General features: G+C 58.2%; 24 protein-coding genes. 10 read left to right on the plus strand and 14 right to left on the minus strand.

Annotated features, from left to right (window positions below; translation table 11 throughout):
* From ACUN9V_RS19120 to ACUN9V_RS19165, 10 genes are all read left to right on the plus strand, one after another.
* The coding region (locus ACUN9V_RS19120; RefSeq protein WP_445512579.1) for an IS3 family transposase at positions 1–94 on the plus strand (94 nt) is incomplete at its 5' end.
* A 200-nt stretch (positions 95–294) separates the two neighbouring features.
* A complete protein-coding gene (gene dmeF / locus ACUN9V_RS19125) occupies positions 295–1,281 on the plus strand; it encodes a CDF family Co(II)/Ni(II) efflux transporter DmeF (protein WP_445512557.1) in 987 nt (328 codons plus the stop codon).
* A gap of 170 nt (positions 1,282–1,451) precedes the next feature.
* Positions 1,452–2,117 (plus strand): response regulator, encoded by a 666-nt coding sequence (locus tag ACUN9V_RS19130; RefSeq protein ID WP_445512558.1) that lies wholly within the window; start codon positions 1,452–1,454, stop codon positions 2,115–2,117.
* Complete coding sequence (locus ACUN9V_RS19135; RefSeq protein WP_445512559.1) at positions 2,104–3,405, plus strand: sensor histidine kinase; 1,302 nt, start codon at positions 2,104–2,106, stop codon at positions 3,403–3,405. Before ACUN9V_RS19130 ends, ACUN9V_RS19135 begins: the two co-directional genes overlap by 14 nt.
* A gap of 102 nt (positions 3,406–3,507) precedes the next feature.
* The gene (locus ACUN9V_RS19140) at positions 3,508–3,963 is read left to right on the plus strand and encodes a DUF411 domain-containing protein (RefSeq protein ID WP_445512560.1); all 456 of its coding nucleotides are present in this window, start codon (positions 3,508–3,510) and stop codon (positions 3,961–3,963) included.
* Between the two features lie 88 nt (positions 3,964–4,051).
* Entirely contained in the window at positions 4,052–4,555 is a 504-nt protein-coding gene (locus ACUN9V_RS19145; protein WP_445512561.1) for a cupredoxin domain-containing protein, read from the plus strand.
* Positions 4,556–4,613: 58 nt separating this feature from the next.
* A complete protein-coding gene (locus ACUN9V_RS19150; protein WP_445512562.1) occupies positions 4,614–6,629 on the plus strand; it encodes a copper resistance system multicopper oxidase in 2,016 nt (671 codons plus the stop codon).
* A complete protein-coding gene (locus ACUN9V_RS19155) occupies positions 6,622–7,404 on the plus strand; it encodes a copper resistance protein B (RefSeq protein ID WP_445512563.1) in 783 nt (260 codons plus the stop codon). Before ACUN9V_RS19150 ends, ACUN9V_RS19155 begins: the two co-directional genes overlap by 8 nt.
* A gap of 32 nt (positions 7,405–7,436) precedes the next feature.
* On the plus strand, positions 7,437–7,991 hold the full coding sequence (locus ACUN9V_RS19160) for a cytochrome b (RefSeq protein ID WP_445512564.1): 555 nt from the start codon (positions 7,437–7,439) through the stop codon (positions 7,989–7,991).
* Between the two features lie 743 nt (positions 7,992–8,734).
* Positions 8,735–9,148 carry a hypothetical protein gene (locus tag ACUN9V_RS19165; RefSeq protein WP_445512565.1) on the plus strand — a complete coding sequence of 138 codons (414 nt, stop codon included), beginning with the start codon at positions 8,735–8,737 and terminating at the stop codon, positions 9,146–9,148.
* A gap of 130 nt (positions 9,149–9,278) precedes the next feature.
* Here ACUN9V_RS19165 and egtD read toward each other — a convergent pair whose 3' ends face one another.
* The 14 genes from egtD to ACUN9V_RS19235 all read right to left on the minus strand — a co-directional run bounded on the left by egtD (position 9,279) and on the right by ACUN9V_RS19235 (position 22,716).
* Positions 9,279–10,259, minus strand: a complete 981-nt coding sequence (egtD, locus tag ACUN9V_RS19170) for an L-histidine N(alpha)-methyltransferase (protein WP_445512566.1) — start codon at positions 10,257–10,259, stop codon at positions 9,279–9,281.
* Positions 10,256–10,696: an SUMF1/EgtB/PvdO family nonheme iron enzyme gene (locus tag ACUN9V_RS19175; RefSeq protein ID WP_445512567.1), complete on the minus strand. Its 441-nt coding sequence runs from the start codon at positions 10,694–10,696 to the stop codon at positions 10,256–10,258. Before ACUN9V_RS19175 ends, egtD begins: the two co-directional genes overlap by 4 nt.
* Complete coding sequence (locus tag ACUN9V_RS19180; RefSeq protein WP_445512568.1) at positions 10,681–11,562, minus strand: DinB family protein; 882 nt, start codon at positions 11,560–11,562, stop codon at positions 10,681–10,683. Before ACUN9V_RS19180 ends, ACUN9V_RS19175 begins: the two co-directional genes overlap by 16 nt.
* A 63-nt stretch (positions 11,563–11,625) precedes the next feature.
* Positions 11,626–13,035, minus strand: coding sequence for an NADH-quinone oxidoreductase subunit N (locus ACUN9V_RS19185; protein WP_445512569.1), 1,410 nt, complete (start codon positions 13,033–13,035; stop codon positions 11,626–11,628).
* Positions 13,035–14,522, minus strand: a complete 1,488-nt coding sequence (locus ACUN9V_RS19190) for a complex I subunit 4 family protein (RefSeq protein WP_445512570.1) — start codon at positions 14,520–14,522, stop codon at positions 13,035–13,037. The genes ACUN9V_RS19185 and ACUN9V_RS19190 overlap by 1 nt, the downstream gene beginning before the upstream one ends.
* Positions 14,519–16,429, minus strand: coding sequence for an NADH-quinone oxidoreductase subunit 5 family protein (locus ACUN9V_RS19195; RefSeq protein ID WP_445512571.1), 1,911 nt, complete (start codon positions 16,427–16,429; stop codon positions 14,519–14,521). Before ACUN9V_RS19195 ends, ACUN9V_RS19190 begins: the two co-directional genes overlap by 4 nt.
* Positions 16,429–16,734, minus strand: a complete 306-nt coding sequence (gene nuoK / locus ACUN9V_RS19200) for an NADH-quinone oxidoreductase subunit NuoK (RefSeq protein ID WP_246972515.1) — start codon at positions 16,732–16,734, stop codon at positions 16,429–16,431. Before nuoK ends, ACUN9V_RS19195 begins: the two co-directional genes overlap by 1 nt.
* 27 nt (positions 16,735–16,761) lie before the next feature.
* The gene (locus tag ACUN9V_RS19205) at positions 16,762–17,385 is read right to left on the minus strand and encodes an NADH-quinone oxidoreductase subunit J (protein ID WP_445512572.1); all 624 of its coding nucleotides are present in this window, start codon (positions 17,383–17,385) and stop codon (positions 16,762–16,764) included.
* A gap of 8 nt (positions 17,386–17,393) precedes the next feature.
* The gene (locus ACUN9V_RS19210) at positions 17,394–18,320 is read right to left on the minus strand and encodes a complex I subunit 1 family protein (RefSeq protein ID WP_239496160.1); all 927 of its coding nucleotides are present in this window, start codon (positions 18,318–18,320) and stop codon (positions 17,394–17,396) included.
* Positions 18,317–19,636, minus strand: a complete 1,320-nt coding sequence (locus tag ACUN9V_RS19215; RefSeq protein WP_162619497.1) for a hypothetical protein — start codon at positions 19,634–19,636, stop codon at positions 18,317–18,319. The genes ACUN9V_RS19210 and ACUN9V_RS19215 overlap by 4 nt, the downstream gene beginning before the upstream one ends.
* Positions 19,627–19,902, minus strand: coding sequence for an NADH-quinone oxidoreductase subunit A (locus ACUN9V_RS19220; protein ID WP_445512573.1), 276 nt, complete (start codon positions 19,900–19,902; stop codon positions 19,627–19,629). The genes ACUN9V_RS19215 and ACUN9V_RS19220 overlap by 10 nt, the downstream gene beginning before the upstream one ends.
* Before the next feature lie 368 nt (positions 19,903–20,270).
* Entirely contained in the window at positions 20,271–20,597 is a 327-nt protein-coding gene (locus ACUN9V_RS19225) for a four-helix bundle copper-binding protein (protein ID WP_110648795.1), read from the minus strand.
* A gap of 1,198 nt (positions 20,598–21,795) precedes the next feature.
* Entirely contained in the window at positions 21,796–22,029 is a 234-nt protein-coding gene (locus tag ACUN9V_RS19230; RefSeq protein WP_295039413.1) for a hypothetical protein, read from the minus strand.
* Positions 22,030–22,083: 54 nt separating this feature from the next.
* Entirely contained in the window at positions 22,084–22,716 is a 633-nt protein-coding gene (locus tag ACUN9V_RS19235; RefSeq protein ID WP_445512574.1) for a peroxiredoxin, read from the minus strand.
* Between the last annotated feature and the right edge of the window lie 31 nt (positions 22,717–22,747).

Consider the following 22,747-nt stretch of genomic DNA (forward strand, 5'->3'; position numbering starts at 1 on the left):
CTACATCCACTACTACAATCACGAACGCATCAAACTGACACTAAAAGGTCTGAGCCCTGTGCAGTACAGGACCCAGGCCTTGAGAGCCGACTAATTGAACCGTCCAACTTTATGGGGTCAGTTCACATTAGGTCGGCCTTTCGAGAGAGCGAAGGTATTCATGACGGCTCCTTGGGAAAGCATGCTCCCAGAACAATGCCAAATAATTTATAACGTTAAATCAATTGCCAATATAAAGGCCAGCGCATCACCATCGACAAAACCAACGTGGCCGCCTTGCCGGTCATCGGTGTAATGACCATCAATCTGGAGCGCTACGGAATGCATCATCACCCACTCGAGGAATGGCAACACGATCACGTTTTCGGCCAAGACCGAAAACAATCCGGTGAAACACGCTCTCTCATCGTCGTCGGCCTGACGCTTGCCATGATGGTCTGGGAGATTTTAGCGGGTGTCCTTTATGGCTCGATGGCGCTTTTGGCCGATGGCCTACATATGGGCTCTCATGCCGTCGCCCTGGGCATTGCGGCCTTCGCCTATGCATACGCTCGCCGGAACGCAGGCAATACACAGTTCTCATTCGGCACCGGCAAGGTCAATGCGCTAGGCGGGTTCGCCGGCGCCATTCTATTAGCCGGTTTCGCACTGTACATGGTGATCGAAAGCATCGACCGCTTTATCCACCCGGTCGCGATCTCGTTCAACGGGGCTATTTTCGTGGCCGTCATCGGCCTGGTCATCAATGGCGTATCGGCCTGGATACTGGGCGGAGAGAATCACGACCACGGCCATAGTCACGACCATCATCATGGACATCATCACGACCACAATCGTCGAGCCGCCTACTTCCACGTACTCGCCGATGCCTTGACCTCGCTGTTGGCGATTGTCGCCCTGTTAGCCGGAAAGTATGCGGGCTGGAACTGGATGGACCCGATTATGGGTATCGTCGGTGCGGTACTCATCACCCGGTGGTCATGGCATCTGTTGAAGGATACCTCCCGCGTGCTGCTTGATCAGCAGCGCAGCGACTTGGAGCAGGGCGTCAGACAAGCCATCGAGAATGATGGCGCACGAATCAGCGACCTGCACCTCTGGGCCATCGGCCCGAATATTCACGCCGCCATCGTCTCGGTCGTGTCGCATGACCCCAAGTCACCTGCCGTCTACAAGCAGCGTATCCAGGCGCGATGCCCATCGTTGGTACACGTCACCGTCGAGCCGCAGCACTGTGTCGCCGATCCGGAGATCGAGGCTGAAGTAGGGTTAGTCAGCTGAGTGCGGACGAATCGTGATAGTCGTCTTGCGCAAGAGCGAGGCCAGTCGGTTTTCATCGCCGCCCCCGACGCCGCTGGCATCGCCCGGAAGCAAGGTGACCAACGCTTTCAGGAAGTTTTCAGGCTACGTGTCTAATCTATCGGGCAAAGCCCAACAGGCCGTTGATAAAAATGAAAGTTCTACTCGTCGAGGATGACGAACTTTTGGCCGAGAGCCTTGCCGAGCTGCTGGACGACGCCGGCTATCGTACCGACATCGCGCCCAGTATGAGATCGGCAGCCGCGCTCTCGGCTAGCGAGGACTACACGCTGGTGATTCTGGACCTTGGTTTGCCGGATGGCACGGGACTGAGCCTTCTCGCTGATTGGCGAAAGGCCAAATGGTCGGTGCCGATACTGATTCTGACCGCGAGAGATAGCTGGATGGACAAGGTCGAGGGGCTTCGCGCTGGCGCCGACGATTACGTCACCAAGCCTTATCACGAAGAAGAGTTGCTGGCCCGGCTACAGGCGTTGCTGCGCCGACAAGTACATGCTTTCTCAACCCTTCTGGAGGTCAACGATATTCGTCTCGACGAGGCACGCCAGCAGTTCAGTCTGGCACACCAGGAGTGGCAAACACTGACCTCCACCGAGTTTCGGCTGCTACGCTACCTGATGCGCCACCCCGATCGCGTTCACTCCAAGCGACACTTGCTCGACCAGCTCTATGCCCTCGAACAGGACGCAGCGGCGCCCAATCTCGTCGAAGTCTATATCGGGCGGCTGCGTTATCGGCTCGGGCGCGAGCGTATCGTGACGCGGCGCGGCGAGGGGTACATGCTTGTCTCGGCCTAACTGGCGAAGCCTGCGCCTGCGACTATTGGGCAGCCTGGGCCTGGCTGCACTGGTGGTGGTGGGCAGCACGTGGGTGTTGCATGGACTGCTGCTGAACCAGCTGGCGCGAAACTTCCTCGCTGATCGCCTACAGCAGGAGTCCGAACTGGTCGTTCGCCGTCTGGGCACCGATGGTCCGACAGTCTTGTCACTGCCGCCCGACGCCAGCCCCGCCGATACCTTTCACCATTTCTATCTGCTGCGCACCGACGGGCGCGTTTACAGCACCTATGATGCGCTGGAGTCACTGCCGGTCGAGAGGGCCGCGGAAGGCGCCCAACTGGTGCAGTGGCGTGACCATCGTCTGCTGCTTTGGCGGACTCGATTCTCCCTCGACGGCAAGCCGGCCACCCTAACGGTAGGGGAGGATTTTGCCGGTATCGAGCGAGGACTGACACGACTGCACTGGTGGATCGGCGCCGCGGCCGTGGCGCTGTTGCTGTTGCTGGTGCTGCTCAATCTGTTCGCGGTCAATCGTGCCCTGCGCCCGTTCGGTCGGCTGTCGCGCCAGCTCATCGAGCTGCAACGCGGCGAGCGCCGTCGTCTAGACATCAAGACCGTGTCCGAGCTGAAAGCACCCATCGCTCAACTCAATACCCTTCTCGACGAACATGAACGTCGTCAGCAGCGCTCGCGGGAGTCACTAGCCAACTTCTCTCACGCCATCCGGACCCCTCTGACGGCAGTCATGCAGGCCCTGCGCTCGAAACGGGCATTGGATGAGACACGCCGAACGCGCATCCTTGAACGGCTCGATGACATCGACGAGAAGCTGGAGAGCGAGCTACGCCATTCGCGTATCGCCGGGCAGTCTACGGGGCAGCAACATACCGGCATGGCGGAGGTAACCTCTATGCTGGAAATGTTCCGCACTCTCTATCCTGATCGCGTCTTCGTTCTCGACGATACCTCTGTCGTTGATTTCCGGATGCCGCTGGAGCGTCAGGACGGCATGGAAATGCTGGGTATCGTGCTCGATAACGCCGGAAAATGGGCACGACAACGGATCGAACTGACTCTACTTGCCGCGCCATGCCGTTTGAAACTCGACGATGATGGCCCGGGTGTGCCCGACGCGATGCTCGAGCGGCTGGGCCAGCGCGGTGTGAGGCTCGATGAGCAGTATCATGGACACGGCCTGGGGCTCTCCATTCTGGCGCAGCTCGCCGAACGTTACGGAGGGCATGTGACCTATGATCGGTCACGGCTGGGCGGGCTATGTGTCGAGATCACTCTGGCCCCTTTCTAAGTCTTGACGGTATCCCCGCTTATCGGCACTTCCTTTCAGCGTATTTTCAGCTTGCCCACGTTTACTGATGGCGAACGCTCATGAACGCTCGGGAGATTCGTCATGCCACGCAGAAACGTCACACTACTGTTGTCCGCAACACTCATGCTGGGTGCTCAAGTTGCCCACGCCGCGCTGCCCGATGAGGCCACGCTCTATAAAAGCCCTTCCTGCGGTTGCTGTGCCGCTTACGGCGATTACCTGGAGGAGCGTGGCGTCGATGTCGAGGTAGTAGAAACAACGAACCTCAGCGAAACCAAAGAGCGCCTTGGCCTTCCCCACGGACTCGGCAGCTGCCACACCATTGAGATGGGCGGCTACGTCATCGAAGGCCATGTCCCTGGCGCGGCGCTCGATCGGCTCTTTGCCGAACGCCCCAACGTGAAGGGTATCGCGCTGCCCGGCATGCCCGCCGGCACCCCGGGGATGCCGGGCGAGCAGGACCAGGCATTGACCGTGCATCAATTCGGCGGTGATGACACCAGCGTGTTCATGACATTGCCGATAACGGCCGGCTGATCTTCCCGATTGCGGCATTTGGATCTGCCGTATTTCGCCTTTTTCGACAACGGGCGGGCTGTCGCCCCTTCACTCAGTGGAGTTTTTCATGAAATTTCTGTTTTTGCTTTTCACCTTTGCTGCCGTCAGCACCTCGGCACTGGCCGACGCCGGCCACGGTCAGCCACAGAAAAACGAACCCGAGCCCAGTCGGACGATCGATATTCAGGCTGGCAGCATGTGGTTCGATTCCGATGAGCTTCAGATCGAACCGGGCACGACGGTACGTTTTCGCATCGAGAACGTTGCCATGATCCCCCACGAGTTTGCCATTGGTAGCAGTCGCATGCAGCAGATGCACCGCGAGATGATGCAACAGGGCGGCGACCACCATGGCGCTGGAGACAACGGCAATATGATGAGCGGTCATCACGACGGCATGATGGATCACGGTGAGAGCCAAAGCGCAGCCGTCACGATAGCGCCGGGCGAGACCGAAACGCTGATCTGGACCGCACCCGATCAGGGCGACGTCATCGAGTACGCCTGCTTCCTCCCAGGCCACTACGAAGCCGGGATGAAAGGGACGGTCACGTTGAATTCGAATTCTTGAGCCTTGGCCGCGTCACAAGCACTCAGGCACGCCACTAGAACTCCAGGAAAGAAAACCCATGAAACATCGCTCGATAGATGGCGACCGTCGCCGTCTTCTGATCGCGCTAGCGGGTACCGGTGCGCTGGCAGGACTGGAGTCATTGCTACCAAGCTACGCACGGGGCGAAGCCCTCTCGCCCCAAAGTGGAATCGCCGCGCAAGTGGTGGGCGGCCCGCCCCGCCCAGTCTTGCTGGATTTCGATGTGCGTCGTGAGAGAGTCGACATTGCCGGTGGCCACGGTAGCGGCATCACCATCAATCGTTCGATCCCTGCGCCGCTAATCGAACTATGGGAGGGGCAAGGGGCGCGCCTGCGTATCCACAACCACCTCGATCAGGATACCTCTATCCACTGGCACGGTTTGATGCTGCCGTTCGAGATGGACGGTGTGCCAGGCGTTTCCTTTCCCGGCATCGCACCCGGCGATAGCTTTGAAGCGACATTCCCCGTGCGTCAGAGCGGTACCTATTGGTACCACAGTCACTCCGGTATGCAGGAGCAGATCGGTCTGACTGGCCCGCTTGTCGTTCATCCCGCAACACCTCATCGGATACAAGCCGATCGCGAATACGTGATCATGCTCAACGACTGGACCTTTGAAGATCCGCACCGGGTGATGGCACGGTTGAAAAGCCAGAGCGACTATTACAACTACAACGAACGCACGGCAGGCGATTTCTTCGACGCCGTGGAGAAGAATGGCTGGATGCCGACGCTCCGGGATCGGCTCGCATGGAACGACATGCGTATGAGCCCCAATGATATCGCCGACATCACTGGATCGACCTATACCTACCTGATGAACGGCCGCCACTCAGCGGCGGGATGGGAAGGACTATTCCAGCCGGGAGAACGCATACGACTGCGGGTCATCAATGCCTCGGCCATGACCTACTTCAACTTCCGTATTCCCGGTCTGTCGATGACAGTGGTTGGCGCCGACGGCCAGGAAGTGGAGCCGGTAGAGACCGATGAGTTCCAGATCGGCGTGGCGGAAACCTTCGACGTCGTGGTCGAACCCCAAGCCGGCACCGCCTATACGCTGATGGCGGAATCGATGGATCGCAGCGGCTACGCGCTAGGCACCTTGGCGCCTCGCGCCGGCATGCGGGCAGCGGTGCCGGCATTGAGAAAGCCGCCCCAGCGCACCATGATCGATATGGGTATGAACATGGCGGGTGGCGCCATGGGCGGCATGGCTGCCGGTACCATGACCGGAATGGACCATGGCGAGGGAGGGAACGGTGCCATGAGCGGCATGAACGATGGTGCCATGTCGGGTATGAACCACGGCGGCATGAGCGGCATGGGTGGCATGAACGATGGTGCCATGTCAGGTATGAACCACGGCGCCGGGCACAGCGGCATGAGTGGCATGAGCGATGGCGGCGGCATGGACCAAAGCACCATGTCGGGCATGAACCACGGCGGCGGGCACGAAGCCATGGGCGGCATGGCTGGCATGGGCGCAGGCGACCCCGGGCCAGTCGTGGCACGCCATGAGCCCGGCGGTCATGGACCCGGCAACATTAACGTGGCCGAGGTGCAACGCGACCGGCTCGGTGAGCGGGGCGCCGGGCTCGAGACTGTCGATCATCGCGTACTCACCTATAGCCAATTGCGCAACGTCAAGCCGATGCGCGACCGACGCCCACCGTCGCGGACGATCGAGCTACACCTGACCGGCAACATGGATCGCTACATGTGGTCGTTCGATGGCGTGAAGTATTCCGACGCCGAGCCGATCGACATCGTGCTGGGTGACCGCATTCGTCTGGTCCTGGTCAACGACACCATGATGGAGCATCCCATTCACCTGCATGGCATGTTCATGGAACTGGAGAACGATCAAGGGGATTACCTACCATTCAAGCATACCCTTAGCGTACTACCGGCTTCACGTGCATCTTTACTGCTCACCGCCGATGAGCCAGGGCGTTGGGCCTTCCACTGTCATCTGCTTTACCACATGGAAGCCGGGATGTTCCGGGTGGTACGAGTAGCCCCGGCGGAGGCATTCGATCATGTTTAACGGCAAACTCACGCACTACGGTGCATTTCTGATCATCGCCCTCTGGTTGCCTGCCATCGCCATCGCCGACGATCACGGTCGTGCCAACGTGGACGAGGTCATCCCCGACGGATCCCTGAATGAACATAGCGGCTCTCCCTCCGAGTGGAACGAGCCGCTATATGATGACGCGCTATTCAGCCAAATAATGATCGATCGGCTCGAGTACCGTGACAGCAACGGCACGCCCAATGCCTGGCTGTGGGATGCACAGGGCTGGATCGGCAACGACATCAACCGGTTCTGGTGGAAAAGCGAGGGAGAGGGGCCGATCAACGATGGAGGCCCCGAGAGTAGCGATCTCCAGCTGCTCTATAGCCGCCTGGTCTCACCGTTCTGGAACTTGCAGGCTGGCGTGCGCCAGAGCTTCAATCCCGATCCCGACCGACGCTTTGCGGTCGTGGGCTTCCAGGGTCTGGTGCCGCTGTTGCTGGAAACCGATACTGCTCTATACGTCAGTGATGAAGGTGATGTCAGTGCAAGCGCCGAGTTCGAATACGAGATGTTACTCACTCAGCGATTGATCCTGCAGCCACGACTGGAACTCTCGGCATCGTTCCAGGACGTGCCTGAATACGACCTTGAGCGCGGTCTCAACAGTGGCGAGGTCGGCCTGCGCCTGCGCTACGATCTGATGCGCGAATTTAGCCCCTACGTAGGGATCAGTCATGAACGCAACTACGATGAAAATGAATCGACAACGGCACTGGTAGTGGGTCTGCGCGCCTGGTACTGAGCGTCAAATCACGCGAATGAACGAGGATCATAATGGCATCGTTACCATGGAAGGACACACCAACGCACTACGGCCGGACCAGCCGCTGGCTACACTGGGGAATCGGCGCGCTGCTGATTTGGCAACTGGGCGGCATGGCCGCCAAGGAGCTATGGGGGCATGCCCCGTGGGTGCAGGCTTGGCTTTCCACCCATCGGCCGCTGGGAACGTTGCTGTTGGGGCTGATCGCGCTTCGCGCACTCTGGGCGCTGATCAATCTGCCTCGCCGCCCCGCGCATGCTGGCAAACTGGGAAGAATAGCGGCTTTTTCTCATCTGCTACTTTATCTGCTGATGCTGGGAATACCGGCGCTCGGGCTCTACATGACCTGGCTCAGCGGTCAGCCCTTCACCCCGCTGGGCATTCCGCTATTCGACGGTGGCAGCGCCAACAGCGAGCGCATGATGTTCGCTCACCGATGGCATAGCTGGCTTGGCTGGACCCTGCTGACGCTGATTGTCGTTCATGCCGGTATAGCACTGCTTTGGCACGGCCTGATACGTCGTGACGGCACAATCCGCCGAATGACCGGGCCCCGGCGCCGCTGATCTCGCGCCAGTCTGAAGCAAGATTTTAGAGGTATTCGGATTAATGGTTGGTGAGCCTCCCTGCTTCTCCAATCCCTTGATCCTCTCAGAAGGTCGATGGATCGAGCCGAAAGTCCTTGTCGGACTCAGGGAAGCCCATGCTGTAAATCATGGCTGTTCTCTCATCGTCGGCATGACGCTCGCCATGATGCCCGGTGCCCGTCGCTGGTACGCATTACCCTCGAGCCACTGCGCTGTGTCGACGATCCGGAGACCGACGTCAAGGTACGGTTAGCCGGCTGAGCGCAGCAGAGCCGTAATAAGCGGTCATGGACGGGCGAGGATTTGTTCTGCTGGCAGCTCGGCCTCGCCTCTCTCACCCAGCCACGGAAGTATCATTTCCCGTGCACTAATCGCTCCCGTTGCTGGCATCTCCTGTGGTCTGGGTTTTCGAGCAGATTCGAGAACTGCTCGGAATACTACGGGTCGATAACGAGCCAGAGTTTATGAGTGACGCCTTCACAGATCGGGCTAGGTGTTGAGGCGTGAGTATCTGACGAGTTATCGACTTTAGCGGAAGGCTACGATGTAACAGGGAAAAGCAAAGCCGCACAGTAAAAACGTTAATTTAAATCCAATAGATTTTACGCTAACCCCATTGCCGGATGTGCTTTGAAAATTTATCCATCGATATCGTATTACGCTCAGCTCCAATTCAGATTCGTCGCACATACTTACGCTGTACCCACTACTAGGAGATTGTCATGAACCGTGGAATCCAAGCATTGACCCTGGCGCTTGCCGTGGCTATCACTGTCCCCGCCTTTGCGGCACCGGGACATCAGGATACAGCGAACAAGATACTACAAGAGGGCATCTCCTCTTCTCAGCAGTTATCGAGCACCTCTGTTCGCTACCAAGTCCCGGTTGATCGGACCGGGAAGCTTTACTTGAGCAGCGAACACCTTGCCGGCGATTCAAGCCGCTCAATGGTAATCGAAGCTTCTTTATATAACTCTGCTGACCAGCTGTTAGCGAACGACACTGATAACAGCGGACACTTCATGATCACCGAGGATGTAACACCGGGACAATATTACCTTGAGATAAAAGGCTCTTCACTGGGCAGTGTTAACGAGTCAAACAGTCGTTACAATATCCATGTGGGGCTTGAATAGTCAACAGAGACGTCGGTTATTAAATCAACGCACCAGGCCCTGAGTAAAGGGCCTGGCTGTCACGACTTTTTGGTGAAGGTTTTTTGCAAGAGAGCATTCAAAACAAAGTACCTATATACGTAATAGCAGCCTAGGCTCTTTCCAGATAATGAACACTAAACAGCGCTGCGTCATCGACCCATTCGGCTCTAGCTTGAAAGCCCGCACGCCCAGCTAAAGCCTGGAATCCCTCGATCGTGTATTTATAGGAATTCTCGGTATGCAGGGTCTCTCCCGCCTCGAAGCGGAAGACCTCGCCGGCCACCTCGATCTCCTGGGCAATATCACTGACCAGGTGCATCTCGATACGCGACTGTGCTTCGTTGTAGAACGCCAGATGCGAAAAGCGTTTCGGATCGAGATCGGCCTCGAATTCGCGGCGCAGGCGCTCGAGCAGATTGAGGTTGAAAGCGGCCGTTACCCCCGCTACATCGTTGTAGGCGGCATTGAGGATTGTGGTGTCCTTGATCAGGTCGACGCCGACCAGCAAACCACTATCCACAGGCAGCAATGAGTGCAGGCCGTGCAGAAACGACTCCGCTTCCTGCGGAGTGAAGTTGCCGATGCTCGAGCCGGGAAAGAACGCCACCGGATGATCGCACGCCATTCCTTCGGGCATCGTCATGCGCTGAGAAAAGTCGGCACAGGCGGCATGAACCTCCAGCCAGGGATAGTCGGCGGCGAGACGGCGTGTACTATCCAGCAGGAAATCACGGGAAATATCGATGCCCAGATAGCTCGTCGGTCGCACCGCCTCGAGCAACAGGCGAACCTTGCGGCTCGCTCCGCTACCCAGCTCGATCAGTGTGGCGTCCCGCCCCACCACATTGGCGATGTCATCGGCGGCATCGCACAGGATCGCTTCTTCCGTGCGTGTGGGATAATACTCCGGCTGTACGCAGATCTGGTCGAACAGCTCCGAACCGCGCAGATCATAGAAGAACTTGGGCGATGCCGTCTTGGGCGTCGACCTCAGGCCTTGAAGCAGCTCGTCTCTTAGCGACATCGAAGCAACCGGAGGCTGCTGATCGTAGAAGTGCACGGCCGTTGCCGTGTTCGACATCATGGTCATGGTCGTGCCTCCCGTGCCAGACGGAATCCCGAGAATGCCCAACGGGCGTGCGGGGGGAAGAAGTTCCGGTAAGTGGGACGAATATGGTCTTCCGGCGTTGCGCAACAGCCGCCACGAAGAATCATCTGGCCGGACATGAACTTGCCGTTGTACTCGCCCAGGCTTCCCGGCAATTTCTTGAACCCTGGATAAGGCCGATAGGCGCTGCCGGTCCATTCCCAGACATCACCGAACATCTGCCCCGGTACTTCCTTGGGCGATGCAGCGGCAACCGGCTGCAAGTGGTCCTGCTCGATGAAATTACCCTGCATGGGTACGTCACGCGCGACCGTTTCCCACTCGGCTTCGGTCGGCAGTCGGGCGCCGGCCCATTGAGCATAGGCGTCGGCCTCGAAGAAGCTGACGTGGCAGACAGGCGCACTCAGATCGACCGGCACCAGGCCGCCCAGCGTAAAGTGATGCCAGACGCCATCTCGCTCGACCCAATAAAGCGGTGACTTCCAGTCCTCGGCCTTGACCGTGGCCCAGCCATCCGACAACCAGTAATCGGGCTTGTCGTATCCCCCGCCTGCATGAATTCGAGGAACTCGCCGTTGGTCACCGGGCGGTCGGCGAGCTGAAAAGCCTCGATGAACTGACGATGGCGTCCCATCTCGTGGTCGTAGGCAAAGCCCTGCTCGGCATCGTCATGACCAATGTGCCGCACCCCGGCGGGATAGGTATGCCACCGGAGTTCGCCGATCTCGTGTGCAGGGGCCGGCGCCAGATCGTCGCGGTAGACGGGGCAGAGCGGATTCTGGGCCAGGATGTGCTTAATATCCATGAACAACAGCTCCTGGTGCTGCTGCTCATGAGGCAACCCTAATTCCAGACGTCGGAGGATCTCCGGAAGGTGTTCCTGCGGTGGGTCGTTAAGTAGTTCTTCCATCGCCCGGTCAATATGCGCGCGATAGCGATAGACGTCGTCAACGGTAGGCCGCGAGATCATGCCGCGGTCGGGGCGCGGAAACGGCGTACCGTGGGTCTCGTAATAGGAGTTGAAAAGGTAATCGTACGCGGGATCGAGGGTCTGATAAGTGGGGAGAAAAGGCCTCAGGATAAAGGCTTCGAAGAACCAGCTGACATGGGCGAGATGCCATTTGGGGGGACTGACGTCCGGCATGCTCTGCACCATGTAGTCTTCCTTCTGCAGAGGCGCGCAGAGCGTTTCGGTGGCGGCACGGACCCGCTGATAGGCGCGTAGCCATTCTTTCGCGTGGATGCTATCGGGCGTTTCGATAGCCAAATCTTGAGCAGGTGACATAAGTGATTCCCTCCTGAGTACAGCTCCATGAATGGCTAACAGGCATACTCGGCCTGCTAGCCGCTACATCGCGAATCCGATGGCGCTTGTATATTCGACCAGGGCTTCCGCCCCCAAGCCGATAGCCAGGATCAATAGGCCGGCAATGACCATCGTGATCCTCGTCCATTGGCCTGGCAGCACATGAACGACGGGCCTGGAATTGGCGAACATCATTGAGGCAACGATGCGTAGATAATAGAACAGCGAGACGGCGGTATTGGCGGCGGCCACGAATGCCAACCAGGCATATCCTCCGTCGAGCGTGACCTTGAATAGCATCAGCTTGCCGAAAAACCCAACAAGCGGCGGGATACCCACCAGGGACAGCAGCGACAGGATCAGAACCACGGTGGCGATCGGCGCGTTTTTTACCAACCCTTGGTAATCCTCCAGTGCGGTGCGCCCTCTCAGGTATGTGACCACAGCGAAGGCCGCTAGATTGGCAATGGCGTAGCTCGCGAGAAACAACACCAATGCGGGCAAAGCCTGATCGCCAACGCCCATTACCACGATCGCCATCAGGGCATATCCGGACTGGGAGACCGATGACCAGCCCAGCAGACGCCGTACGTCTGTCTGGCGCAGTGCAGCCACGTTGCCCAGCGTCATGGTCGTGACAGAGATCACCGCAACAATCGCTCGCCAGGCGACGTCTGGCGGTAGCAGGGACACGAAACGCGCCAACGCGACGGCGGCGCCAATTTTGGGGATCACGGTCAGAAAGGCAGCTGCCGGGGCCGGTGAGCCCTGGGCGACATCCGGCATCCAGGCATGGGCCGGGAAAGCCGCCAGTTTGAAGGTCAGGCCCAGCACGATACAAGCCGTGGCGATGGTCAGTGCCAGGCTGTCACTCCCCCCGGCCAGCCCCTGGGCGACTTCCGTATAGCCGGTGTTGCCAGTCAAACCGAACACCACCACCACGCCGATCGTCAGCAAGGCATTGGTAAGGGCCCCGATCAGAAAATACTTCATGCCGGCTTCCAGAGCGGGCGCCCAGCCACGGTGATAGGCAGCCAATGGGTAACTGGCCACCGAGGACAACAGCACGCCCAGCACCAACTCCATGGTATCGCTGGCTGACGCCATCATGACGACGCCCAGCAGGGCGAACAGGACCAATGCGTAGTACTCACCATGTCGGCGATCGGTCTGCATCCATTCAGGCGACATCGCGACGACCAGCGCCCCGGCGATCAGCACCACCAGCTTGCTGGAGATCGCCATGCCATCCAGCGCCCAGACCCCAGAGAACGTCAGCCGCGGCGGTCCATCCCACTGCGCAAGAGTCAGCCCCGCACTAAGGGCAATCGTCAGCAGGGCCAGAACGGCTGCCCAGTGATGCTGTTGCTGCCGAGCAAAGGTAGCGAACAGAACAATGATCACGGCGCCAAGCGTCAGACTGATTTCCGGCAGTACGTCACCGATAGGCATCAGTGGCCTCCCACCAACAGCGTCGCGGAGGCTTCTATCAACGTCAGCAGGAACTGCGGTGCGACGCCGATGATCACGAAACCTGCCGACAACACGGCGAGCACTCCCCACTCTGTGGCATGCAGATCCTCGAACTGGTCCCAGCGTTGAGGCATCGTTCCGAAGAAGAGTTTCTGCAACATCTGTAAAAACAAGGCAGCCGTGACCAGAATGCCCAGCACGCCAATGACCGCGAGCCAGGGATAGACGCCAAAGGTACCGACAAAGATATGGAATTCCGCCACAAAGCCGGCCAGGCCAGGAAGGCCTAGACTGGCAAACGACGCGAGCACGGCAAACGCGGTCAGCAGCGGGGCCTGCCGGAGCAGCCCCCCATAACTGTCCAGATCGTACTCCTCGGTGCGCTGCCAGAATGAGCCACAGATCAGGAACAGCGCCCCGGTAATCAGGCCGTGCGCCACCATTTCCACCGTGGCCCCTACCAGGGCCAACTCACGAGCGTATCCCACCTCCTGAACCAATGCGCCAGCCACCGCAATCCCGAGCACCGTATAGCCCATGTGATTGATCGAGGTGTAGGCAATACGTCGCTTCAAATTCTTTTGGCCGAGTGCCACGAAGGCGCCGTAGAGAATCGATACGACAGCTAAAAGCGCGATGACCAGGGCATAACGGGAGAACGTCTCCGTCATCATCGAAAACGGAATACGGATGATCCCATAAGCACCCATCTTGAGCAGTACCCCCGCAAGGATCGCCGAGGCCGGGCCCGGGGCATCGACATGCGCTTGCGGCAGCCAGGTATGGACGGGCACGACCGGCGTCTTGATGGCGAAGCCGAGCATCAGGGCGAGGAACACGAGGCCGCCAGTGACTCCCGCCCCCGCGAGTGGCTGCTGTTCGATCAGCACACGCATGTCAAAGGTATGCGGTTCGACCGATAGATAAAGCCCGATGATCGCCAGCAGCAGCAGCAGCGAGCCGCAGAAGGTGTAAAGAAAGAACTTGAATGCTGCTAGTTGAGCCTGGCCGTGCCCCCAGCGACCGATCAGAAAAAACATTCCCACCAGACTCAGATCGAAAAAGACATAGAAGAGCAGCAAGTCCAACGCCAGAAAGACGCCGAGTGACACGGACTGCAGAAAAAGCATCCAGGCATAGTATTGCCGAGGCTGGTTCTTGGTGTTGACGGGGTAGGCGATACTGGCAGCGAAGACAACTGCGCTCATCGTCGCCACGGCCAGCGCAATGCCATCCACGCCCAACCTGTACCCCATGCCTAGACTGGGCACCCAGGGTACCTCTTCGACAGACTGAAACAGTGCGCCCTGCGGATCGAACTGTAGCCACACCCAAGCCAGTAACAATACGGGTAACACCGAGACCACGATGGCAAACAGGCGAGCCGTGGCCTCGGTCCAACGGCGTGAAATAGCGAGTACGAGAGCCCCCAGCATGGGGAGTCCCAAGGCTGCAGTGAGAATCAAAGGAGCGCTCCTATACCCAGGATGATCAGGATCGCGGCGAGTCCTGCCGCGATGCCGGTGTAGTAATGATGTGTTTGTCCGGTGTGGGCCTGGCGCGCCGATTGACCCACCCAGTCGATACCTTTCGCCAGCTGGCTCGTCGCGCCATCGAGCACGCCTTCGCCACGACGATCGCCCATTTTGGCCAGCCATGCTCCGAAACGGGCACTGGCATGGATGCCCGCATCCACCACGCGATCATCGAAACGCGCGAGGCCATGGCTGAACGCCATCACTGCGCTCACGCCACGTTCGGCCAGCGTCGGCAGGCCAAACCAGTCCGCCAACTCGGTACGCCTGGCACTTTGTCGGCCAGAACCTGATACCTCACGACGCACCGCCCAGACACCCAGGACAATGCCCGACGCCACCAACAGTAGCGATACGATCAGTTCCCATGGCTTGGATTGGGGAAGATCGACTGATAAGAGATCAGCAAGACGGGTTCCGACACCAGGCCACCAGAGTAACGACAGCACCAGCGTGGCTGCCGATAACAGATAAAGCGCGATGGCTTCCATCCGGGTATGACCTGGCTGGGGTGGCGCAGTGCTCGTACCGCCATGCGGACCACGCCCGAACGCCAACAGTTGAAAGCGTGTCGCATACAGGGCGCTGAGCCCGCCCGCGATAGCGGCGACCACGGCCAGCCAGGACGCCTGATGGCCAGCGGCAGTGATGATCTCCTCCTTACTCCAGGCCGCACTCAGCGGGACGACCCCTGCCAGCGCCAGACTGGCCACCAGGGTGGCTGCCGTGATACCCGGAAGCAGACGCCCGAGGCGCATCGCAGTTAGCGAGTAGCTGCCGACATGGCGTTCGGCGATGCCGGCCGCCAGGAACAGGGCAGCTTTCATGAACGCGTGCGTGACGAAGTGCACCAGGGCAACACCGGGAAAGCCTGCCCCCACCGCCAACCACATCAAGCCATACTGGGCCGATGTCGAGGCGGCCAGAAGCTTCTTGGCATGCCCTTGAAGATCGGCCACGACACCCCCTGCCAGGGCAGTGGCCAGGCCTAACGCGATCGCGACCGGCCCAAACCAGGCGACGGCGGACATCTCGGCATGGAGTCTGATGACCAGATAGATGCCCGCCGCCACCATGGTCGCGGCATGCAGCAATGCCGATACCGGCGTTGGCCCCGACATGGCGGCAAACAGCCAGGGAGAGAACGGAACCTGGGCGGACTTTGCGGCCGCAGCCAACACCGCGCCGGCAACGAAGACATCCAGCAGCCATCCATCGAGTTGGGTCAGGTCAGCAAAGGCAAACGAGCCGGTGCCGGCATAGGCTGCCGCTGCAGCAATATAGAGCCCCAGGTCCCCGAAACGCGTCACCAGAAATGCACAGGCGGCATCCCGAAGATTGCCGGCCTTCTGCCACTCATGGGCAATCAATGCCCACGAACATGCGCCTACCAATTCCCACGCGATCAGCAGGGTCACCAGATCCTCGGCCAATACGAGCAGCTCCATCGCCCCGACAAACGCCGTAAGCAGGGCAATCAACCTGACAGGAGCCTGCCCTGTCGTTGCGCCGTCACCGCCAGGTTCCGATTCGTGGGAAGTGCTGTAGAGAACGATCAGCGCGGCGATCAGCGGGACGACGATGGCAAACACCGCACTGACGGGTGTCACCCCGATCAGCAGGACGATCTGTGAGCTCCAGCGGTAAGCCCCACTCCAGTCACCCAGAACCGCCAGGACGGCGAGCATCAGGGTGACGATCGCGACGCCTACCCCCGCCAGGCTCAGCAAGGGGCGGCCGCTATGTTTGCCAAACCAGTGCTTACCGAACCCGTGTTTGCCAAGCCAATACATGACGGGAGCAGCCAGTAGCGGCAGCAGAGGTATCGACCACAACATCAGTGCTTCAACCCGGTCAGTGATTCGGTCGTGTCGGCCTGCTTACCACGGAAGACCGCTACCACCAGGGCGAAGCCCATGGCCATCTCGATGGCCATCACAGCCATGACGATGATTGTCAGCAGTTGCCCTTCCGGCGCGCCGGCCCCGCTAAAGGCCCAGAACGCCACGGCAGCCAACATGACGCCATTGAGGATCAGCTCCAGCCCCATCATCAGCATCACGAATGACTGCTGAGAAAGCGCACCATAGATCCCGATGCCGATCAGTGCCGCTGCCAATAGCAAAAGTGTCGCCAGTGTCATTCAAGCCTCCTTGCCTGTCTGCATGGGTCAATGGTGATGGTGATGATGGCCGCCATCCTCGTCATCTTCGCCCTCTTCAGGCTTGCCCGCCGGATCGCCGCCCGGCTCCAGTCCCGGCGGCAGCGAGCCCTCCGCTGCGGCGCCATAGCGTCCGCGATGGCTGGAGAGGACCACCACGCCGATCATGGTGGTAAGCAGCACGAGGCCCGCCGACTCGAAGATCAGCATCGAGTCACCGAGCATTTCGTTGCCGAGTGACCTTACCGGGTCGAGGCCAGCCGACACCGGCCGGTCGGGAAAGACAGCCAACAGTGCCATGGCACTCAGCACCAGGAAGCTGACCACCCCTGCCCCGATCGAGATTCGCTCCTGATGGACCATGTTCATCGGATTCAGACCGGCTGGATTCATCATGAACATGACCATGAATAGCGCCATGACCGTCATCTCGACGGCCATCATGAAGAACATCGCCACGCCCAGATATTCCGCCGCTAGCAGAATCATGATCACACCCACGGCGATGAACGACACCAGCAGGAAAAAGGAGGCTCGCACCATCGAATCGGTACGAAACACTCGCCAAGCGGTTACCACTGCCAGCGTGGCCAACAGCAGAAATGCGATATCAACGCCGATACCGTGACTCATGCTCTCTATCACAACAACGCTCCTACACCGGCCCATACCAGATCGATAAACGACAGCGGCAGCAAAATGACCCACATCAAGGTGACGCAGCGCTCCGGCGCCAGGCGCGGCAGCAATCGGCCAAGCAATAACAGCACGAGCAACACTGCCAGCATCTTTATGGCCACCCATAGTGGCCCAGGCAACCAGGGCCCCAGCCAACCGCCCAGAAAGGCGCTCGTTGCCACGCCGCTGAAAGCCACCAGCATTGCGGCACGCGCCACATCCCAGACCAGCCGCGGTGGCCCGGATATCTCAGCGGCCGTGCCGCCAGCCAGATCTGCCGAATCGGCCAGGTTGAGCGGCCCCCAGAAGGTCATGCCTAGGCCGACGATAAGAAACAGCGGTAATCCCAGCGGCTGGCGGATGACATTCCACAGTTCTTCTTGCGAGGCGACTACCTGGGTGAACTGCAGCGACTCGGCCGGCAATGCCACGCCGATCAGCACGAACATGCTGATCAGAATGTAGGAAAGCCCTAGTGCCACATAACGGTAGCCGCCGATCAAAGCGAATAGCGCATTGGCCGACCAGCCATGCAGGAAGATGACCACGGTCGCCAGTGCTTCCACGCTGCCCCACAGCACCACGCTGGTGACCAGGTCAGTAGCGACCAGCGACCCCGACCATGGCACGACGGCCAGCCCGATGGCGGCCAAAGAAAGATAAAGCGCCGGAGCCAGTCGCCAAGCCCGCCAGTCCGGGGCTTCGGTGGCATTGGCGTGCTGGGTCATCAACCAGGCCCCTCGCGCCAAGGGGGCAATCCAGACACTGCCGGTCTGAGGCGTGCCAAGCGCACCGGCAATGACACGGTCGAGTACCGCAACCGTGTAAGCGCCTGCAGCCAGCATGAAAAACACCATAAGCACCGGCAGGACCAGCTCCTCGACGATCATGCAGGGCCCCCTTCATCGTCCGAAAGTTCCGTTATCGGAGACTCGCCGGTCGTTTGCGTGTCGAGCGGTGCTTCAGCGACGGCTGCTACATCCAGGCTGGCGATGGTAGCCAGTGCATCGCCCCACTCCTGGCCCGGTAATATCTCATCAAGGAGTGCACTCGCATCCTCTGGCCGCTTCTCGAGCCAAGGGCCACGCGGAGTCTCGATGCGATCTACCTCACTCGTAGACACATCATCCCGCTCGGCCTGGCGAGCCAGCTGGAGTGACTGATCGATTTCTGCAAGAACCTGCCGCCAGCGAGCACGAGTATCCCCACTGGCCTGGCACACAGGTGAGAACCCCAGCCGTCGATAGCCGGCATCGTCTGAGCGCAGATCCTCGTCCAATCCGGCAGCCCGAGCAGCTGGACCACCGATTCTGCGAGCCTGCTCGGGACCGAGCTCACCGCCTTTTATCGCAGCCAGGCGAAAGAAGCCGCTACGCGATAAATAACGACGCAGCCCATCCAACGTGCTTGTCGTCGACAGGTTATTCGCCAAGCGCAAGGCGCTCAGGCTGGCACTTTCCAGCCCGGCAAGATGTAACGCATGGAACAAGCGATACAAGTGATGGCGGGCCCGGGCAAGCTCGAGCGCGGCGATGGGGACCAGTCGTTTCCGGGCGGCGAAAAACACCGGATCAAGGCTCTGTGGATACGGCGCACGCTGAGTCTTCCATGTCTGAACGAGGTCGCCCTGCAACGTGATTTCTGCCGCCATGCCCGGCGGAAACGCGAAAAAGAACGGCCCAAGCCGGAATGTCAACGAATCCAGCGTCAGCCCGTCGCGAATATCATCCTCCATATTCATCGCCATGGGCCGCCCGTAGGGCACGCCACCCATCATGCCTTCGCCCCCCTGACCGAAATCGCCCGCGCCCTCCCAGGGGTTGGGCGGCTTATCCAACAAGATTCTGGGCGAGCTTTCGCGGCGGCCTTCCATCAGTTCGTGATACGCCGTGACCAGAGCCGCCGGCAAAACATCCAGATCATCAATACGAGTCACGTTTTCCAGGTGAGGCCAAGGTTCGCAACGGAACCACAAAGTCGTGAAGGGATATGGCAATTGATCATGCACACGGCGCAAAGGTTCGAACCGATCAGCCGGGATTTCTCCTGCCACCAGCAGCACACTGGCATGGCGCGGTGAGTCGACCAGCTCGATGTCTGGCGACAATGTGAGATGTCGCAGTGCCTTATCCCCCTGCACACCTAACACGGGGAACACGGGAACACTCCTGCGCGAGGCAAGATTGCGTAGCCAGTTCACTGCCACTTGAACACTCCTTCACGCCAGGCATAGACGATACCCACTGACAGGATGGCCAGGAACATGCCCATTTCCATCATCGCCTTCATGCCCTTCTCGACGAAGACCACTGCCCACGGGTACATGAACATCATCTCCATCTCGAAGGCGATCAGCAGCAGCGTCATGGGGTAATAGCGAATGTGGTAGCGGCTCCAGGCATGACTGTCTGGCGTACCCCCGCCCAGAAACGGTGCCCGCTGAGACCACGGAGGCTTCGTCTGGCGGCGCATAGGCAAACACTGCATCAGTATCCCAGCGCCCAGGCTGAATATGAGAATGACAAAGAGTGTCATTAATGCCATGTGCGTCCTCGCATTGCTGTACAAACAACGACTAGCTTTGACCACGCGAAGCACCGGAAAGCCGGTTAACACCAACAGTTGCCCGATATGGAAAACCGGAAAGCGACTTCCTAAACGCTAGCCTGATTTTCTGAATTCAAGCTGAACGACTCGAAGTTATTTGATAAATGATACTTGGCTGCTATCCATAAAATGCCCAATCCAAACGCGACTTGGACCCAGCAAATCGAGTCCAAGTTACAGAGCATCTAAGTACGCTTCGATACAATGAAGCGAACCTTGCTATCAGCCCTTCTTTACGCCATAGCAGCGCACTCTTCAGCACAGCGATGACATGCCTTGGCACATTCCTGGCAGTGCTCAGCATCATGCTTGGCACACTCGTCGCCGCACTTCTTGCAGATATCTGCACAGATCCTGCAAACTTCGCTAGCATATTCACTACCCTGTGCCATCAAGGAAGCAGCCAGACGGCAAATCTGTGCACATTGCATATCCAGGCGAATGCATTCTGCCATCATTTTGACATCATCTTCCTTCAGGCAAGCGATTGCGCAGGTGTCACAGTAGGTTGCACATACGTTGCAAGCTTCTATACAGGACTTATATTTTCCGAAATTCATCTCTACTCCTTAGCGACCTTACCTTCCGTCCGTTGCTTGAAAAGGTATGTCTGCTGCGTTAAAAACACCTTTTAAGGTGTAGTTACTGCATGCAGATTGATCAAGCATTGGTAAAATTTATTTGCTTAATTTTCCTATCTTGTTGATTAGGCAACACTTTGGTTTTGTATGGACTGGATGGCACCTTCCCCGCTTCATCGCATCACCTGAAAAGGTTTTCGACTACTAGGTAGTAGACAAGCATTCCAATCGAATTTTATCTATAAATGGTAAACGTAGCTGGATCGTATGTATGGAAACGACTGTATAATTCTTACTCCGAAATACTGAGCCCTTGGCTCTCTCTGGTGCTCTGCTCCGTCGCTTGGCGTAGTAGCACTACAGCAGTTACTGCGTTCGGTAACGCTAAGCTGGCGATATGAAACGGTTCGTTGTGGTAGGTCTGCTTGCGTATCGCGTTGGGCAGCAAACGATACGGTACCTGAGGTGAAACCGACTACCAAAGAGCTCAATATAATTAAAATTTTTGTCAAACGCATGACGATCCTCATTATAAATATAGAGAATGAATTCGGCTGATGTTTTGCTGGTTTTCAGTAGCGCTGAGTCAACTACCCTTAACCCGCCAATTTGCAAAGGCTGCTCTTTGCACTGCGTCAGGTGATTAATCGAACCGCGCGCAGTCGTAGAGCATCGCCAATCACACTCACCGACGATAGCGCCATGGCTACTGCCGCAAACATTGTCATCTTTTACAGTATCAGGACGCAGAATCCGTTATCCGGGAATGCTCTGTATTGCCCCATATTTAGCGGTATCTTCCTGCACTGTGGCGTTCTCTTTTTATTCTTACATTCCATCATGCATAATCCTAATCCGCACATGACGAGACAAGGCAAGAGGCTCACCAGAATAGGAGCAACACCGAATAGAATCAGCTAATTCCAACCCATAGCGAGGCTTATTACCACTGCTATGATCACCATCAGCCACCAATGGTTCGAGCCAGTTGGAAACCTTTTAAAACCTGAGGTATCCGTTGAGCTTTCTAACAGCTTATTACAGCAATTCATATTTCACTCTCTTGGCTTTTTCAATTCAATTGGTCGCTGTAGCGCTGTGTTTATCAACTTGTACCGCCATTAACAGTAACTTAACTACTGTGCTGAAGCTGGCTAGCCAGTACTTTACTCTTGTATCAACGACTCTGATCGCTCTTGGTGTGCTCCATCATCATACGGTTGCACTTCGCCATCATCTCTTGCATTTGCGGCATCATGCCGCCGCCCTGCATCATCTGTCCACGATCTGCGCTACTCGCAGCGGACTGATCTGTACGGTCGTTGTCTGCAGTGGAGGCGAATGCCATCGAGGCTGAGGCGAGGCCTGCCAATGCGATGCCAGTAGCCATCAGTTTGTTTACTTGACGCATGTTTGTATCCTTTAGAATAAATGTTGAATGAATACTTTCTAGTAGCGTTGACGCTCAGTCGGGCTGGCGGGTCACACGCAGATACGGCGTCTTGGTCTCCCACCCCTCTGGGAAACGTTCTTTGGCCTCTTCGTCCGACAGCGACGGTGCAATGATGACGTCGTCACCGTTCTGCCAGTCGACGGGCGTGGCGACCTTGTGCTTGCTGGTCAACTGGAGCGAATCGATGACGCGTAGGATCTCGTCCACGTTCCTCCCTGTGCTGGGCGGGTAGGTCAGAGTAAGTCGGATCTTCTTGTCGGGGTCGATGATGAACACGGTCCGCACGGTGACCTTGGGATCGGCTTTCGGATGAATCATGCCGTACAGGTTGGCTACCGTCTGCTCGTCATCGGCCAGCAGAGGATAGTTAAGCTTCGCGCATTGAGTCGTCTCGATATCCTCGGCCCAGCCGTTATGGGACTCAAGTGGGTCGACCGAGACTCCCAACAGCTTAACGCCGCGTTGTTCGAACTCGCCCTTGCGCTTGGCGAAAGCGCCTAGCTCGGTGGTGCAGACTGGTGTGTAATCGGCCGGATGCGAAAATAGTACGGCCCAGCTATCGCCCAGCCACTGATGAAAACTGATCATGCCCTCCGTCGAGTCGACTGAGAAATCGGGGGCGGTATCTCCAAGCTGTAATACCATGATGTCGTCCTCCTAACATGAGTGAACTGCT

The sequence above is a fragment of the Salinicola sp. V024 genome, from assembly GCF_052645315.1.

Coding starts and splice junctions, on each gene's coding strand:
- dmeF (WP_445512557.1), top strand. CDS start 295: ATGACCATCAATCTGGAGCGCTACGGAATGCATCATCACCCACTCGAG.
- ACUN9V_RS19130 (WP_445512558.1), top strand. CDS start 1,452: ATGAAAGTTCTACTCGTCGAGGATGACGAACTTTTGGCCGAGAGCCTT.
- ACUN9V_RS19140 (WP_445512560.1), top strand. CDS start 3,508: ATGCCACGCAGAAACGTCACACTACTGTTGTCCGCAACACTCATGCTG.
- ACUN9V_RS19145 (WP_445512561.1), top strand. CDS start 4,052: ATGAAATTTCTGTTTTTGCTTTTCACCTTTGCTGCCGTCAGCACCTCG.
- ACUN9V_RS19150 (WP_445512562.1), top strand. CDS start 4,614: ATGAAACATCGCTCGATAGATGGCGACCGTCGCCGTCTTCTGATCGCG.
- ACUN9V_RS19155 (WP_445512563.1), top strand. CDS start 6,622: ATGTTTAACGGCAAACTCACGCACTACGGTGCATTTCTGATCATCGCC.
- ACUN9V_RS19160 (WP_445512564.1), top strand. CDS start 7,437: ATGGCATCGTTACCATGGAAGGACACACCAACGCACTACGGCCGGACC.
- ACUN9V_RS19165 (WP_445512565.1), top strand. CDS start 8,735: ATGAACCGTGGAATCCAAGCATTGACCCTGGCGCTTGCCGTGGCTATC.
- egtD (WP_445512566.1), bottom strand. CDS start 10,259: ATGACCATGATGTCGAACACGGCAACGGCCGTGCACTTCTACGATCAG.
- ACUN9V_RS19180 (WP_445512568.1), bottom strand. CDS start 11,562: ATGTCACCTGCTCAAGATTTGGCTATCGAAACGCCCGATAGCATCCAC.
- ACUN9V_RS19185 (WP_445512569.1), bottom strand. CDS start 13,035: ATGCCTATCGGTGACGTACTGCCGGAAATCAGTCTGACGCTTGGCGCC.
- ACUN9V_RS19195 (WP_445512571.1), bottom strand. CDS start 16,429: ATGTTGTGGTCGATACCTCTGCTGCCGCTACTGGCTGCTCCCGTCATG.
- nuoK (WP_246972515.1), bottom strand. CDS start 16,734: ATGACACTGGCGACACTTTTGCTATTGGCAGCGGCACTGATCGGCATC.
- ACUN9V_RS19205 (WP_445512572.1), bottom strand. CDS start 17,385: ATGAGTCACGGTATCGGCGTTGATATCGCATTTCTGCTGTTGGCCACG.
- ACUN9V_RS19210 (WP_239496160.1), bottom strand. CDS start 18,320: ATGATCGTCGAGGAGCTGGTCCTGCCGGTGCTTATGGTGTTTTTCATG.
- ACUN9V_RS19220 (WP_445512573.1), bottom strand. CDS start 19,902: ATGCGCCGCCAGACGAAGCCTCCGTGGTCTCAGCGGGCACCGTTTCTG.
- ACUN9V_RS19225 (WP_110648795.1), bottom strand. CDS start 20,597: ATGAATTTCGGAAAATATAAGTCCTGTATAGAAGCTTGCAACGTATGT.
- ACUN9V_RS19230 (WP_295039413.1), bottom strand. CDS start 22,029: ATGCGTCAAGTAAACAAACTGATGGCTACTGGCATCGCATTGGCAGGC.
- ACUN9V_RS19235 (WP_445512574.1), bottom strand. CDS start 22,716: ATGGTATTACAGCTTGGAGATACCGCCCCCGATTTCTCAGTCGACTCG.